Raw genomic sequence first — 17,213 nt, 5'->3', positions numbered from 1 at the left:
TGTTTGTAAGTAGGCAGGCAGCACAACTGCTGTATGAAAATGTGAGCCCACGGGAGGTAAGTGATGAACAACTCGATGATTAGCGCCATGGTGTCGATGAATGCCCTCCAACAGCGATTGGATGTCATTGCGGACAATATAGCAAACGTCAATACGGCTGGTTATAAGAAAAAGGAGGGATCCTTTGAAGATGTGCTGACGCAGGTTCAGCGGCATCACAAGGATTTCGACCGGACGGGCCGCGCGACACCGCTTGGCTATACACTCGGGTATGGCATGAGACTATCTTCCGTCGTGCAGAACATGGAGCAGGGGGCCATGAAGGAAACCGGTAATCCGCTCGATCTGATGATTGATGGACAAGCCATGTTTGCCGTTCAGGGAGATGGCGCGATTGGATATACCCGCGAAGGCGGATTTCATGTATCTCCGGATGCCCGGAACCCAAACAACCTGCTGCTGGTCAATTCACAAGGCTATCCTGTACTTGACGTGAACAATAATCCAATCTCGCTTCCGGCCAAGGGGAAAGTTGCCATTAACCAGAAAGGGCAGATTATCGTGGAGACCCCAACGGGTCGAACGGCTCCTTATGCAACCTTGAAGCTGGTTGAGCTTGAGCGTCCGGAGGGCTTGGTCGCTGTTGGCGATAACCTGTTCGTCGTAGGAAGCGGATTGACGGAAGGCGATGTGTTCGATTTAACACCGTCGGCTCCGGGCGAGCCTCCGAAATCGAAGGTGCTTTCCGGATTTATTGAACAATCGAATGTCAATTTGACCGATGAAATGACTAAAATGATGGAAGTTCAGCGGGCCTACCAGCTGACGGCACGTGCGCTTAGTTCAAGCGATACCATGATGAACCTTGCCAACACAATGCGAGGGTAGGTGGGCATCATGAGTGAATCAAACGCCAAAAAACGATCCAAGACATCCGGATGGAAAATCGCTGTCCGTATCATGATTCCTGTATTGCTCGTATTGGCATTATTCGGAGGCATGGTCTTCGGATATGTTGTTCTCGGCGATCAGGAGCTCGGTGAAGTGTTTGAATGGGGCACATGGAAGCATGTTTTTGATTTAATTTTTGCACCGTGACGAGAGGTCAAGGTGAACACAATGTCTTGAGATAAGATGCCAAACTCCCTTTAAGGGAGTTTTCTTTTTTTGGGGTTAAACGGTATAATGGGATGGGACTTGCGTATTAACTTTGTCATTTCATGACAATGGACGGATGTATATAAAATAACCCCACAAAGTGGAGCCTATGCTGCGATGCTTATTCCAAATACTTTGCGGGGACCCCAAAAAACTTGTAAAAGGGCCCTCTCCTCGTACACAAGTGTCCGATGGGAGAAAGCCCCTTATCTAAAACCTTCACTTCTGCAGCGGTGAAGGATATCCATCATTTTTTCCGCAGATCCTTCTTTTTATGCACATGATCTGAAATTCGTTAAGAAAACCTCAAGAGAAAGCATGATACAGCCGTAATAATACCTCCCGCAGCTTGAGAAAGCGGCACAGCGGCAGCAAATGGAACGAACAACCCTTTTCAAACGCTATGCTTGGCGGGTACGTACATAAGGAGGATTTTAATACTATGTTGAACATCAAACAGATTCAAGAAATTATTCCCCATCGCCCCCCGTTTTTGCTGGTCGATAAAATTGTGGAGATTGAGGACGGCAAACGAGCGGTCGGCATCAAGAACGTGACGATCAATGAGCCTTTTTTTGTCGGCCATTTCCCTGAATATGCTGTTATGCCGGGAGTCCTTATTGTGGAAGCTTTGGCGCAGGTCGGTGCTGTCGCGATTCTTAATGTAGAGAGCAACCGGGGAAAGCTGGGCTTTTTGGCGGGCATTGACGGTTTCCGTTTCCGCGGGCAAGTGGTACCGGGTGATACGCTGCGGCTGGAAGTCGAGATCATTCGTTTGAAGGGCATGATCGGTAAAGGGAAAGCAACCGCTACAGTGGATGGACGTGTAGTTGCCGAGGGAGAGATAATGTTTGCTCTTGCGGATAAGGAGTAATTATCAGACTATTCTTGTTTGGATGAGGAAGGGAGACTTTTTTTCATGTCAGAGATGAGTCAGAGAACAATCGATACGGTACAACGTTGGTTGAATGATCCTTATGTAGATGAGGAGACGAAACAGGAACTGCGTTCACTCGAGCACGACACCAAAGAGCTGGAGGAACGGTTTTATCGTGATCTGGAATTTGGCACGGGCGGTCTGCGCGGTGTTATCGGTGCAGGCAGCAACCGGATTAATAAATATACGGTAGGCCGCGCAACGCAAGGCTTTGCACAGTATATATTGGAGGCTCACGGCACCGCGGAGGGCAAGCCTTCTGTTGTCATTGCCCATGACTCCCGGCATTTCTCGCCGGAATTTGCGTTAGAGGCTGCTTTGGTTTTGGCCGGAAACGGGATTGTAGCGAAGCTGTATCCATCCTTGCGATCAACGCCGCAATTGTCATTCAGCGTGCGTCACTTGGGTGCTACCGGAGGGATTGTCATCACGGCAAGCCATAATCCGCCGGAATACAACGGTTATAAGGTGTACAACCGTGAAGGCGGCCAGCTGGTACCGGACGAAGCAGAGAACGTGATTGCCCGGATACAGGAGGTGGATTCCTTCTCTGCGGTTAAGAGGCTGTCTCAAGCGGATGCAGAGGCTCAAGGCCTGCTGGTTTGGCTGGGCGAAGCGGAGGACCAGGCTTTTGCGGATACGGTGGCGAGTGTCAGCGTGAACCGGGATCTTATCAAATCCAAGCTGGGCGAAGATATCCATATCGTATTCACGCCGTTACATGGAACAGGGCAAGCACCCGTAGAGCGCGTGCTTAAGAGCATTGGCTTTAAGCATATTCATGTTGTTCCGGAGCAAGCCGAGCCGGATGCTAACTTCTCCACCGTCAAATCCCCGAATCCGGAGGAGCGGGAAGCTTTTACCCTCGCGATGAAGCTGGGCGAGAAAGTGGGAGCTGACATTTTGATCGGGACGGATCCCGATGCGGATCGTATGGGGGCTGTCGTGAAGAATAGCCAGGGCGAATACGTCGTGCTGACAGGCAATCAATCCGGCGCGATTATGATCCACTATTTGCTGGGGCAATTGAAGGAAGCGGGTAAGCTGCCTGATCATGGTGCGGTTATCAAGACGATCGTAACGAGTGAGATGGGGGCGGCGATTGCCGAGTATTATGGTGCCACCGTCTTTAATACATTGACAGGCTTCAAATACATTGGTGAGAAAATGACCCAGTTCGAGGAGTCCGGCAGCCATACGTATCTGTTTGGTTATGAGGAGAGTTACGGCTATTTGGCTGGCAATTATGCCCGCGACAAGGATGCCGTATTGGCCTCGATGCTCATATGCGAAGCAGCCGCTTATTATAAAGGACAAGGCAAGACACTGTACGATGTCCTGCAGGAGCTGTATGAGCAGTTCGGTTATTTCCTCGAGACACTGGAATCCCGGACGCTCAAGGGTAAGGATGGCGTCGCCCAGATTCAAGCGAAGATGTCCGATTGGCGCGATAATCCGCCAGGGGAAGTCGGAGGCGTGCCGGTTAAGCAGGTGCTTGATTATGCCGAAGGCCTGGACGGGTTGCCGAAGGAAAATGTGTTAAAGTATCTGCTTGATGACGGATCTTGGTTCTGCCTGAGACCTTCCGGTACCGAACCGAAGATCAAAGTGTATTTTGCCGTGCGCGGCGAATCCCTCGCCGATGCGAATCGCAAAATTCTATCGCTCTCGGCTCCAGTCATGGCCCGGGTAGACGCTTAAACATAAATACATTGAATGAGAGAAGAGAACGAAGGGAATTTACGATGGTTGCTGCAAGGCCCCTAAGAGCTGTTGCCCTCCATCGTAAATTTCCATAGGTTCAATGAGGAGGTACTTTCGTGGTTCAGAATTGGAAACGCTGGAACACAGCAGCCCGCAAGTGGCTGTGGATTCTGGTTGTTCTTGGCGTTGCAGCGGCCCTGCCGGTAGGTTATGACCGACTGCAAACAGAATCAACATCAAAGAATGTAGAGCTGGTGTTTGATTATCGGGATTTGTTGGATGTCGCGGCGTATCAATCCAAGCCGCAGGATTTTGTATCTGAGCAGCTGGATCGCCTGAAAGAAGCCGGCGTAATCAGTATGGCGCTTTATGAAAGCACGCTGGACGAGCTGGTGAAATCGCGGCGAATATCGGTATATGACGGGCAGCAGGTCGCTGATCTGACAGGTACGACGATCTCCCCGAACGAGAATTTTACGTATGTTTCATTCCTGAACGAGGAAAGCGCGACTTTAATTAAACCCATTATCGAAGAAACCTACACGAGATTGGGTATTCCGGTAAGATCCTGGCAGTTCGATCGTGGAGTGGATGGGTTGGTGCTGGAAACTCCGCGTTCCAACGCGGTGATTAAGCCGCTGTCTCCAGACCCTATTACCATAAGCATGCTGCGAGAGAAGGGCTTTAATATTGTACCGCGTCTGTCGGACAGTCTTCCGTATGACCAGGCCTATATGGAGAAGCTGATGGCGTACTTCGCGGACAACGGCGTAAAACGAATTTTGTTTGAAGGTGATTCCGCAAGAGGCTTCAATGATGATGCAGACATGAAAAGCTTGGATTCCTTTGGCGAGCTTTTGAACCAACATGGCATCGGCCTCGTGGCGATTGAGAATATCAAGCGTCCTCAAAAAGGATTTACGAAACTTGCTTATTTAACAGATTACAACGTAACCCGTATTTATTCCTTAAGCGAGCGGGATGCTAATCTGGAGCCTGAGGTTATTGGAGACCGTTTTGCTCTGGCTTCCAAAGATCGTAACATTCGAATGTTCTATTTAAACGCGGAGCCGAGCCGAGATATGACCAAGGCATCCGTTACTCACCCGCTGGATAATTTGATTGACAGTTTGACAGGTACAGGTCAGGCCATTAAGCAGATCGAGGACAATGGCTTCACCATGGGTCCTGCAGAGCCGTTTAAGGTGACCGACTCTTCCTTGCAGCGTTACTTCAAGCTTGGGGCTGTCGTCGGAGCCATAGCTCTGATTTCGCTCATGATTTCCTATTACATTCCGTTCCTTACGATTGCCGCTTTCCTGATCGGGCTTTTGGGCAGTGCCGGATTGTATTTTCTGAAGCCGACCTTGCTTGAACAGGCCTTGGCTTTATTTGCGGCGATCAGTGCTCCAACGGTTGCCGTCATTCTGGCGATTCGCAAAGTCAATGAAACGCAGCAGAGCATACCGGACATGAGTTCTGGCAGAAGAGTCACCCATTCGATCGTACTATTGATAAAGACCACGATCTTGTCGCTTGCAGCCGTACCGATCGTTGTTGCGTTATTGAATAATGTGACCTATATGCTCGTTCTGGATCAGTTCCGCGGCGTGAGCTTGCTGGCTGCAGCGCCGATAGGACTCATTGCAATCTACGTGGTTCTGTACCGAGGGGGATCTACTTATAGCTCTATTCTGAAACTGCTTAAAGCACCGATCTCGCTGACATGGGTTATCGCAGCCGGTATTGTGGCTATTGTCGGTTGGTACTATCTCACTCGTACAGGTAATGCAGGCTCTGTGTCGTCGATCGAAATGGCATTCCGTACATTCCTGGAAAATACGTTTGGCGTACGTCCGCGTAATAAGGAGTTCTTGCTTGCCCATCCAATGATGGTACTCGGCGTGTTCCTGTCATTTAAATACCGTCATGCCGTTTATCTGCTCATTATCGGTGTAATGGGGCAGCTGTCGATGGTCGGAACATTCACGCATATTCACACGCCACTCTATATTTCGGCCATTCGCGTTGTACTGGGTCTTGGACTCGGCTTGATTATCGGATTGATCGCGATATTGGTATGGCAAGTGGCAGAAAGGATCTGGAAACGATGGTCTCCACTTCTAAGACAATAGTCATTTCCGGATACTACGGATTTAGCAATAGCGGTGACGAAGCGGTCCTGAAATCCATCCTGACCGCCCTGGAACAGGAAGGAAAGGCTGCGGGAGTTGATATCAACCCCGTGGTACTTTCCATTGACCCGGATTGGACTTCGGCTGCCTATGGGGTAAAGTCCATACACCGGATGAAGCTGGGAGAAGTTCGACAGGCAATCAAGGACAGCGACGGTTTGATCAGCGGTGGAGGAAGCTTGCTGCAGGACGCTACCAGCCCAAAGACGATCCCGTATTATCTGGGCGTCCTCAAGATCGCGCAGTGGCTTGGTAAACCGACGTTTATTTATGCGCAGGGCGTAGGTCCGGTTAACCGTAAGCTGTTTTATCCGATGATTCGCTCGATCTTCCGAAAATGCACCTACATCTCGGTGCGTGACATTCAGTCAGGTGAACTGCTTCAGTCGATGGGAATATCAGGGGAAGCCATTCACGTCGTACCCGATCCGGTGATGGGCTTGCCGCTGCCAGAGGGGGAGGATGTTCAGCTTGATTTCAACCCGGGATCGGGGTTAGAAGAGAACGATGCCGCATCAGTTTCTTCTATAGAAGAACATTGTGAATCATTCGAAGAACCTTTAGTGCAGTCCTCATTATCCAATCGCGAAACGGAAGGGGAAGGATCTCTGCCGGTTATCGGTATTTCGGTTCGATATTGGCATCCGGAACGCAAAGAGCTGAAGGCTGTTGCGGAAGGTTTAAAGGCATTAGCCGCACATCGTCCGGTACATCTTCGCTTTCTCCCTTTTCATCAGCCGGATGATCTTGAGGCTTCGCAGTTTATTGCTAGCGGCATTGGCGATATTTCCAAGAATGGTTCGATTATCAGTTTCTATCGTGATGAGAAGCAGCCGCAGGACATGCTGCGAGAGGTTAGTCGTTGTGATATGATACTGGGCATGCGTCTGCATAGCCTGATCTATGCAGCGAATCAGCGTGTGCCGTTGCTCGGAATTTCCTATGATCCGAAAATCAATCACTTTTTGAAGCGGCTGGGCAGCAAACCTGCAGGAAGCAGTGAATCACTTGACGCAGATGCGTTAAAGGATCAGATGCTGAAGCTGTTAGACGATGCAGCGGCATGGAAGGCGGAGCACGGCGAGCAGATATCCGTATTGAAACAAGAGGCTGCGCTGCCTGCACGCCACATTGCCCAATATTTACGCCATAGAGGATGATAAACATGAAACAGACCTATCCATTTCCTACCGTATCGGTGTTCGAGATTCCTTTTTCCAAGCTTAGTATGAAAGATACGGTGAAATTCCTGACCGAGGCTGTTCAGTCAAGGCAGCCCCACCATGTCATAACGGCGAATCCGATCATGGTGATGACGGCCGTCAACCAACCGGAATATAAACAGATGATGCAAAGTGCCGAAATCATCGTTCCGGATGGGACGGGGATCGTCTGGGCCGCCAGTGTGGGCGGCGAACCGCTGGAGGGGCGCGTCACCGGCTTTGAGCTGTTACATGAATTGTTGAAGGTAGGGGAAACCTATAGATGGAAGTTCTTTCTGCTGGGAACTACTGCCGAAGTGATTCAGGAAGCTGCCGAAAGGTTACAAATGCAATATCCGGCTGCGATTATATGCGGCTACCGGGACGGTTTTTTTGGACCTGATGAAGATGCTGCCGTCATTGAGCAGATTCGGGCAGCTTCACCGGATATTTTGTTTGTCGCCCGTGGTGCGGACAATCAAGAGCCTTGGATTGCGCAGCATAAACAAGCGCTTCAAGTTCCGGTTGTTATGGGAGTCGGGGGATCTTTCGATATTATCTCCGGCAAACTGAAGCGGGCGCCGAAAGTATTCCAAAAGCTTCGTCTCGAATGGTTTTACCGCCTTCTGAAGGAGCCCACCCGTTACAAAAGAATGCTTGCGCTGCCGAAATTCGTAGTGAAAGTGCTGCGCGAGAAAGAAAACGTAACGAAATCGAGCTAAACGGCTCATTTCTGTGGGGGAAATCCGGGATTTCACCGGAAATTGGTATTGGTTTTTGGACCCGAAGGGAGTATAATTCAACCGGTAGACTTTTATTGGGGGTCGAATGATTACATGTTAATGATATACATCATCGGGTTTATCGTATCGCTGACGCTCGCCCTGCTCTTAACGCCGCTTGTGAAGAAGTTTGCGGTTAAGATTGGTGCCGTTGACGTTCCTAATGCCCGCAAGGTTCATACCCGGATCATGCCCCGACTCGGGGGACTCGGCATTTATCTGGCTTTTATACTTGGACTGATTGCAGTTCTTCCTTTTCTTCCGGATAGCCTGTCGCCTCGCGATGCCAACTTTATGAAGGCATTTCTGATCGGCGGTTCCATGATCGTATTGATCGGAGCCTTGGATGATCGATTTGAACTTTCGGCCAAAGTGAAGTTTCTGGCTCAAATTGCAGCTGCTTGCGTAGTTGTATTCGGATTTAATATTACCGTGGACTTTGTAAATATACCGTTCCAGGATCGGTACTCCATGCTGGAGAGCTGGGTATCGATTCCACTGACAATCTTCTGGATTGTCGGCGTAACCAACGCGATTAATCTCATTGACGGACTGGATGGACTTGCAGCCGGTGTTTCCGGCATTGCGATCGGCACGATTCTGGTCATGGCCGTCTTGATGGGCAACACCACCGTTGCCTTGCTATGCCTGCTGCTGCTCGGCAGCATTATCGGGTTCCTGTTCTTCAACTTCCATCCGGCCAAGATTTTCATGGGGGATACGGGCTCGTTATTCCTTGGATTTTGTTTGGCCATGCTGTCCTTGCTTGGATTTAAACAGATTGCGATTGTATCCTTCATTACGCCGCTGATTATTATCGGTGTTCCGTTGTCTGATACGTTTTTCGCTATCATCCGTCGTAAAATCCAGAAGAAACCGATCTTCGCTCCGGACAAGGGACATCTGCATCATTGTCTGCGCGAGCTTGGATTCAGTCACCGTCAGACGGTGTTGATTATTTACGTGATTGCCGCCTTTTTCGGCGTACTGGCAGTCATTCAATCTTCGGCTGCCATGTATGAAGCCAACTGGGTCACCTTCGTCGTGATCTGCGTCATGATGTGTTTCATGCAGATCGGTGCGGAAATTATCGGACTGGTCGGCAAGACCAAACGGCCGATTCTGGGTCTGATCAATCGGATGCGAATGAAGGCAAATCCCGAAAGCCGCACGAAGTAGAACTTATTCTTTTTCATGATGTGTCCGGATCGGACATGCCAGCCTCACCCAAAAAGGGTGAGGCTTTTTTGTGGTTTTTGCTAAATAATAGGACACTCGCTTCCGATATATGAACTATGCGCTAGAATCAATCTGTCAGTGAAAGCGAGGGGACCCAGTGAACGATGTAACACCCAAAACGGACGCCAACGTCCGAATGATCAAGGAGGCACAACCGTTGAAGAAAAATTTCCGTACAATAGCAAGCCTGTTATTGGCCATTGCTATGTTCTTTTCCCTAATTCCGGCATTACCGGCTTCTGCTGCAAATGGAGCCTTGTATTTTCACTTTTCCAATCTAAGTACGGATCCGAATTCTCCAACGCCGGAGAACCGGAGCTCGATTACGGTTTCGGGTACCTATAACGGCATTAATCCGAATACCATCTCATATGAGATTAAACGCTTCGATGACACAACCACGGGCGGAACAGGTGTCAAGCCGATTCTGGACGAAGCAGCGAATACGTTCCAATTCCTGAATGTCCAATTGAATCAGGGCGTGAACAAAATCATCGTGTCGGGTATGAGCACGCAAGGTCAGCAGATGAGTGCCACAGCTTATGTCAAGTTCTCCGATGTACCGGCTGTTTATGAAGTAGCACTCAGTGATGGACGTGTGCTGGAAGAGAATGCTTCCAAGCCGGTTGTCGTTACCACGCAGACGGTTAGTATCTCGGTAAAAGCAACCAATGGCTCCAAAGGCGTGACGGTTAACGGCATGGCCATGTATCCGGGCGGCGGCGATACGTTTTACTCCGCAGGGATCCAATTGCAGAAGGGTGTCAACGATCTGGTGATCGTCGTGAACTCGGAATCGAAAACCCAGACCATCAATAGACAGGTTGTCTATCATCCGACAGGCTCCTTGACGGTCAATCAACTGCAGATCGGTAACACCAAGATCGATGGGCAGACCGTTGTAACCGGTAATGTGAACGGCGTCATCTCCGGTTATGTTATCATGGATGCTCCTCCGGCTGGTACGCCAGCGGTGCCGCCAACTCTTGAAGTATCTGTGTTTCCGACAGGATCCACGGTGCCAATCATGAGCTCGCAGGCAACCGTAGGAGCAGCAAGCATCCTGGGTAACAGCTTGATGTATCCTTTTACAACCACTGGCTCGGTCAGCATTACACAAAGCGGGGAGTATTTTGTTTACACTAAGGACACTACCACTGGTTTCGATGTGAAAAATCCTTTTACTTATCGCGATGTCAATGCACCTACAATCAAGCAGGTGTATCAACTATACGGTGTAACAGAGAGCGGGGGAACGGTATCGGCTACCTCCCAGTCCATTTTTCCAAGCGGTAACGATACGGTCCTGAACGAATTGCCGATCTACTTAATGGTGGAACAAGTGAACGCAGGTGATGTTGAGATTGAATCGAGCAAGGGCGGCGGCACGATTGCCCAGAAACTTACCTATAATGGTAACACGGTTTTCAAAATCACGAATTTGCCTTCAGGACAACAAAATCTGATCATCAAGGTCAGCAATGCATCGGGCGTCTCCGATACGAAGGTGATCCCGGTAACGTTCCTGTCCTCCACTTATATTGATATTTATCATTTGTATAACAATCAGGTGTTTAAGAATAGTACAGATTTCAACCAAGTGACGGGTCGGATTGTGAACTACACGGGAACATCCGGACTTACGATTTCCTTGAATGGTAATACTCGTGATTTGTCCGTTAACGGCAATGGCGAGTTCAGCTTTACTGATGCTGCATTTCTGCAGCTGATTCCAGGTCCGAATACGTTGGTGGTCGCTGACAAGAGCGGGAAAATCTCGACGAAGCTGACTCTGCTTTATTTTAGCGATACGCGTTCGGTTATCAAAAACATGATTCCATTCCCGGTTGGTTCCGCAACAGAATCCGATCCGGATGGATTGTTCAGAGAAACGGCCGAGAACGCATATAACACATATGAAAAGGCTCTGGGTCTTCGCTTTGAGGTGGAATACACGGATGAAATTACGGTGAACCTTAGTCATCCTACGCCATCCATCTTTGCAGTCTTTACAAAAGACAACACAGCAACCTGGACGCTCTCTGGCGGTGCACTGAAGACGCAATTGGATGCCATTAATCAAGCGGATCACAGCCTGTACTATTCCATTGTCAATGGAGCCAACTCCAGCTCGGCCCGCGTTGTATTTAAAGAACTCGCGCTTCCAGAGGTAGGATTGCAGGCAATCAGCATCGGTTCTCGTTATCAGTCGGTTACGACTACAGATACCATTGAAATTACGCGTGAGCGTGCGCCTTATGAAGTTCTTTCTCCTAGACTTCCTAACGAAGGTGTTTTGAAACAGAACTTTGTAGAGGTAAGCATCAAGGCTGAAGGCGCGGACTCCATTCTGATTGGCAAAACGCCAATGGTGAAATCCGAGATCAGCGACATATTCCGTCTTGAAGTCAAGAACCTGAAAAATGGCAAAAACACCATCAAGTTTACGATCGAACAAGGCACCAAAAAGACAAGCGGGCAATTCGTTGTAACGTACACGGATGATGCAACCGAAGGCTCTCAGTTTAAAACGAATATTTCGAAGTCAGGTAAGGTTAAAGTATTTAAGGGTGATTTGTCCCTGTCCTTGCCGAAAGGCACGGTGCTTCAACAGGCTAAATCAAGTCCGAATGCAGAAGTGCCTACGATCAATCTGCTTGGTGAGCATGACATCCTGTTTGGTATTGCCAACCAGATCGATGGGCGGACCGTTAAGGCTTACAATCGAATTGGTGAAATCGAGAACGGTGTGGAAATGGATGGACGTTTGTCCCTCATTCCAGGGGATAACAACAATGCGTTCCGTTTCACTCCGGCAGCCCATTACGGCTACTCATCGCCTCTTTACTGGCTGGATGCGGGTTCGCTTAATGCATACAGCAGCAACATTGAGGACTTTAACGTAAAGGCAGCAGCTCATCCTTACGCAAAAGGAAACGAATTTCATCAACGCTTGATTCCGCAGAACTGGATGGAATTGTCTCAAAAAGGTACGATAACCTTGAAATATGATTCCGCACTGGTGAACTCAGCTTCCAGCAACCTGGGTATTTGGTGGTATAACCCTTCCCAAGGAACTTGGATCAACATCGGCGGGAAAGTAGACGCCAAGAAGAAAACTGTTACGGCACCATTTAAGGGATTTGGGTATTACGCAGTTAAATCCTTGCGTTATAGCTACTCCGATGCGATTTCGCATAAGACAGCCCGTAACGATATTGAATTGATGCTGGCAAGAGGATACATGAAGGCATCCAAGACGGATGCATTCGGCGTGTATGATCCAATGACTCGCGGTGAATTAGCTACTATTATAGTGAAGCTGCTCGATATTCCGTTGGATTATGATACCGATAAGAACAAGCTGACGTTTGATGACATCTATCAAGAAAGTGTAGTCAACAGCATGCAGTGGGATTATCGTTACATTGAGACAGCGGCTAGAAAAGGGATCATTCGCGGCATTGCGCCACGAAGCTTTGCTCCTAATATGGAACTGACTCGTGAAGAAGCGGCAAACATGATTGCACGTGCGCTCAATCTGAAGATGGGTGAAATTGAAAAAGATAAAGCAGCACTTCAGAAGCAGTTCGAAGATGTCGGCAAAATCAAATCGAATTATTCTTACCCAGCCATTCTTGCTGTAAGTAAGGCCGGTATCATCACTGGTGTTGCGAATAGCTTGAAAGAAGGCGAGAAGAAACCAACGTATAACTTCAATCCGGATGCCGTGCTGAATCGTGCAGATACGGCGACGATCGTGAAACGCATGATGGGCAAACTCAAAATGCTGTAGGCCATATAAATAAGAAGAAACTGTAGGGAAAAAGGAACGAGAGCAGATGCCCAATTTCTATTGGCAGTGCTCTCGTTTTTTCATGCGCGGTTTTTAATGGATAAGGTTATTTATGGCATAATTAGCAAGATCTTATGGGTGTTATCAGAGGCCAGGAAACCGTTTACCAATATCTATTGTTTTGTAATTTCATGTAGAATACGCTACAATAGCGGAAGCACATACTATTTTTAGAGGGTGAAGATGAATTTATGAAGCCGATATTATCAAAAGCGCAGCTCGACTACATGAAGGCGAAGACCAAGTTCGAGGAAAAGGCCAAAGTGATGGAGAAGAAGATTGAGCTGGCTCGTGCCGCTCATGATGAGATAACTCAGGAAGTCATGGAGGGACTCGTTGTTGAGACAGGCTTTCATGATTCATTTAACGAAATGACAGCGGCAGAGAATGCGTTGATCCAGTGGTCTCATACAACAATAAAACATGACAAAACATATCGTACGAATAAAGCGGAAATTGATCTGATGTACGAAACGCTGCATAGCAATCCGGAGATGCGTGCACGCATTATCCAGCTTGCTATGAAGATTCGCTAGGATTCTACAAAGGGCGCCCATAGGGCGTCTTTTTTTGTTGTCGCAATATGTAATGAACCCAATGTTATGCGAATCTAAAATGATTTCAAAAATATTTTTAAAAAAACTTTGCAACTACCGCAACTTTTTGAGAAATCAAACGTTTATAATGTAGAACCCAATGAGGAACCCAAGATTATCCGATGCAAGAAGATTGTCTATTAATTAGAAAAATGTTCTTTACGGAGTATGGGACTCGTTGTATAATACCTAGGTAGGATTAGGAATCTATTCTAGTTTGTAGTGTTCTCTCGTTAACAAGATTCTGTGATATCGTCACAGACATCATTTATGATTTATGCTCAACTCGGGAAAGGAGGTGCAGGACAATGAGTGATAAGAGCTACCAAATTAAAGAAAACAATCAAGTGATGATTCAAGGAGGAGAAAAAAAGGTTATGAAGAAAATTTTATCCGTAGCACTGTCTACAGCAATGGCATTCTCCATGTTTGCTTCTGTTGCATTCGGTGACGATGCGCTTAACACACAACAGAAATTTGATGTACTGAAAGAAAAAGGTATCTTCACTGGCTATCCAGATGGAACTGCTGGTCTTGACAAAGAAATGACTCGCGCTGAGTTCGCGAAAGTTTTGGTAGGCATCATGGGTCTTGAGCCAATCCAAGGCAAAGCGTCTTTCAAAGACAAAAACTACAAAGCTGACAAATGGCCAGCTCCTTATGTAGAAGCAGTATACGCTGCAGGCATCATGGAAGGTAAAAACACAACGAAAATGATCTTCGACTTCAACGGTAAAATCACCGTTCAAGAAATGGCGAAAGTTCTCGTTGTTGCTCAAAAACTTGATATCCCAACAGAAACAAACAACAACGCTTCTGACTGGGCTAAAGGTTATGTGCAAGCGGCAATCAACGCTGGTTTGGTAGATGCTAAAGCTAACCCTAAAGCTAACGCTTCCCGTTCCCAATTGGTTGAAGTTGCTTACACAATCTACTTGTCGCAACAAAAACCAAAAGTGGTTTCTTATGATGTAACTGAGAGCGGTAAAGTTGTAACTTTCAAACTTGCTAACAACGAGAGCGTGAAAGTTGAACTGGAAACTCCTCTGAAAGCTAACACTGCAACTGAAGTGAAATTTACACATAACAACTACGAGTACACTGAAAGTGTAACTTGGGTAGTAACATCTGCAACTAAAGTTGAATCCGCAACTTCCACGAACTTGAAAGAAGTTGACGTTGTATTCGACGGTAAAGTTGACAAAGCGTCTGCTACTGACAAAAACAACTATGTCATCGATTCCAACTCTAAAGGAATCAAATCCATAACTGTATTGGAAGATGGCAAAACTGCACGCATCCTGTTGAACGAATCCAGCAAATTCGTACAAGGAACAACATACAAGATTGTTGTGAAGAATGTTAAAGGCGATCAAGGTGCTACAATCCCACAAGGTGAAGTATCATTCGCATCGTCCGACAACACGCTGCCAACAGTAACTGAAGTGAAGGCTCTCGGAACTAAAGTGATCAAGGTAACTTTCTCCGAGCCAGTTATCGCTCCATCCAGCAGCAACTTCCAACTGGATGACAAAACATTTAGCGGCACTGTAACACAAGGCCCTAACCAAAGAGAAGTTATCCTGAGAGACTACACAGGTGGAATCTCTGTTGGCGCTCATAAGCTGACAACTTCCCTCGTTGAAGACTATGCAGGATTGAAATCTTTGGCTGACACCAAAGAATTCACAGTTGCAGTTGATACTGAAGGTCCGAAGGTTACTGAAATTTCCGCTACTCTGGAAAAAGTAACAGTAACATTCGATGAAGAAATCGATCCGGCTTCTGTAACAGAAGATAGTTTCTACTGGAAGTCTGGCGACAGCAAGAAAAAAGGTAAAGCAACTCAAATCGCTGCAAACGTGTATGAAGTTGACTTTACTGCAAATCGTCTGCCAGGATATGAAACTAACCTGTTCGTAGAGGTTAAAGACTACTCTGGTAACGCGAACCCTGTGAAGGAACATAAAGTTACAGCAAGTATTGATCTGGTACAACCACGTGTAATTGAAACTACATTTGGCGTTGACAGAAAAGATACACTGACTGTTCGTTTCGACAAAGCAGTAGATGCTGCTGACAAAAAATACTTCACTGTTAAAAAAGGTAGCGACGTTATTCCTGTGAACACTGTAGTGGCTGCTGATGCATCGAACAAAATCTTCTACGTTAGCTTCTTCAGCACTCTTGAAGGCACTTATGATCTGAAGATTAAAGATGTAAAAGATAGAACTGCACTGCAAAACACTATGGTTGAATACAATGGTACATTCGTAGCTGCTGATAATGCTAATTTGACTAAATTCTCTAACTATGACTGGAATGACGCAACCCGTAAGCTTGCTTTGCACTTTGGCAAAGAAATGGACATTAATTCTATCCAGACCAAAGCTAACTACTACATCGAGTTCCAAAAGAACGGTGGCGATGTGCAACAGATCGCTCTGCCAACCGAAGTTGTACCTTCTGCAGTAAATGATGGTAAATCGGTTGTTCTTCAGTTCCCAGAGTTCATTAACGGAACTAGAGTGACATTTGGTGAGAATGGTACTGTTAAAAAAGTATTGGCATCTGGTCTTAAATCCAAAACTGGTCAAAACGTAGCTTGGATTAACGAACCATTGCTTCAAGCTAAAAACCAATTGACTTGGACTGCAGCAAAACAAAAGGATGCTAAGACTTTCGAACTTGAATTCACTAATGTAATTGCTCATGCTTCAGTTAGTGACTTCACTGTCGATGGTTCCTATCCATCGGAAGTAAAAGTAGATGGAAACAAAGTAACACTGAAAACAAGCAGCGAGTATACTGGAGCAACAATCACCTTGTTTGCTAACAACTCCATCCAAACTTATTCTAACAACAAGCTTAACTTGTCTGGCAACGCTGTAATGACAGTTCAAAATGTTGTTGCTCCTAAAGTGAGCAAAGTTTCGAATAGAGTGGGTAACTCGTTTACAGTTACATTTACAACATATGTTGACTCTGTAACTCCTTCCGTTGCAGATTTGAAAAATGACTTCATTCTTAGAGATCTTTCAAAGGATAACAATCCAATCATTCCTGTAACTAGCTATACAACTAGTTATGCTAATGATACTGCGGGCAGCGTGGTAATCACACTTACTGATGCTAAACTGATTCAAGATAATCCTCCGATTTCTGTAAAAGTTCGCAAGGATGCTCAGTACATTGTAGCTCAAGGTTCAACTACTAAAGCACTTGAATCGGATGAGTTTACAGTAAATGCACCTACTGCACCAGCTGTTGATCCAGTAAACGTTACATCAACAACTTACGAGACAGCGACTTCTACTCTGACTGTTAATGTAAATAAGACTCTAAAAAGCATCGTTGACGGTAAAGTTGCGATTGGCACTAATAAAGGAACAGCTTCCTATGATGCCGAATTAGCTGCTGACGGAAATTCTTTCAAAGTAGTAGTCGGTAAAGAAGATACTATTAATGGTGGACTTCTGAATGCTAGTGTTGTTCTGGAAAACGGAACAACAGTTGTTTTAAAAGGTACTATTAAGTACTAAAA

11 protein-coding genes are annotated in these 17,213 nt (G+C 46.9%); all 11 read left to right on the top strand.

Annotated features, from left to right (window positions below; all coding sequences use genetic code 11):
* Positions 1-63: 63 nt before the first annotated feature.
* The 11 genes from BJP58_RS17450 (at position 64) to BJP58_RS17400 (ending at position 17,211) form a co-directional block, all read left to right on the top strand.
* Positions 64-888, top strand: a complete 825-nt coding sequence (locus BJP58_RS17450) for a flagellar hook-basal body protein (protein ID WP_194539934.1) — start codon at positions 64-66, stop codon at positions 886-888.
* A gap of 9 nt (positions 889-897) precedes the next feature.
* Complete coding sequence (locus tag BJP58_RS17445; protein ID WP_119846156.1) at positions 898-1,098, top strand: DNA-directed RNA polymerase subunit beta; 201 nt, start codon at positions 898-900, stop codon at positions 1,096-1,098.
* A gap of 502 nt (positions 1,099-1,600) precedes the next feature.
* Positions 1,601-2,032, top strand: a complete 432-nt coding sequence (gene fabZ, locus BJP58_RS17440) for a 3-hydroxyacyl-ACP dehydratase FabZ (RefSeq protein ID WP_007133270.1) — start codon at positions 1,601-1,603, stop codon at positions 2,030-2,032.
* 45 nt (positions 2,033-2,077) lie between these two features.
* On the top strand, positions 2,078-3,796 hold the full coding sequence (locus BJP58_RS17435; protein ID WP_194539933.1) for a phospho-sugar mutase: 1,719 nt from the start codon (positions 2,078-2,080) through the stop codon (positions 3,794-3,796).
* Between the two features lie 119 nt (positions 3,797-3,915).
* A complete protein-coding gene (locus tag BJP58_RS17430; RefSeq protein WP_194539932.1) occupies positions 3,916-5,934 on the top strand; it encodes a DUF5693 family protein in 2,019 nt (672 codons plus the stop codon).
* On the top strand, positions 5,910-7,154 hold the full coding sequence (csaB, locus tag BJP58_RS17425) for a polysaccharide pyruvyl transferase CsaB (RefSeq protein ID WP_194544967.1): 1,245 nt from the start codon (positions 5,910-5,912) through the stop codon (positions 7,152-7,154). Before BJP58_RS17430 ends, csaB begins: the two co-directional genes overlap by 25 nt.
* A 5-nt stretch (positions 7,155-7,159) precedes the next feature.
* Positions 7,160-7,918: a WecB/TagA/CpsF family glycosyltransferase gene (locus tag BJP58_RS17420; protein ID WP_071219818.1), complete on the top strand. Its 759-nt coding sequence runs from the start codon at positions 7,160-7,162 to the stop codon at positions 7,916-7,918.
* Positions 7,919-8,032: 114 nt separating this feature from the next.
* A complete protein-coding gene (locus BJP58_RS17415) occupies positions 8,033-9,157 on the top strand; it encodes a glycosyltransferase family 4 protein (protein ID WP_071219817.1) in 1,125 nt (374 codons plus the stop codon).
* Positions 9,158-9,374: 217 nt separating this feature from the next.
* A complete protein-coding gene (locus BJP58_RS17410) occupies positions 9,375-13,013 on the top strand; it encodes an S-layer homology domain-containing protein (RefSeq protein ID WP_194539931.1) in 3,639 nt (1,212 codons plus the stop codon).
* Between the two features lie 251 nt (positions 13,014-13,264).
* Complete coding sequence (locus BJP58_RS17405; protein WP_071219815.1) at positions 13,265-13,609, top strand: hypothetical protein; 345 nt, start codon at positions 13,265-13,267, stop codon at positions 13,607-13,609.
* Between the two features lie 368 nt (positions 13,610-13,977).
* Positions 13,978-17,211, top strand: coding sequence for an S-layer homology domain-containing protein (locus tag BJP58_RS17400; RefSeq protein WP_194539930.1), 3,234 nt, complete (start codon positions 13,978-13,980; stop codon positions 17,209-17,211).
* The last annotated feature ends 2 nt before the right edge of the window (positions 17,212-17,213 follow it).

This window comes from Paenibacillus sp. JZ16, assembly GCF_015326965.1.
Lineage (GTDB): Bacteria > Bacillota > Bacilli > Paenibacillales > Paenibacillaceae > Paenibacillus_AQ.
The sequence above is the reverse complement of the archived record's forward strand: the minus strand, read 5'-3'. Positions and strand labels throughout refer to the sequence as shown.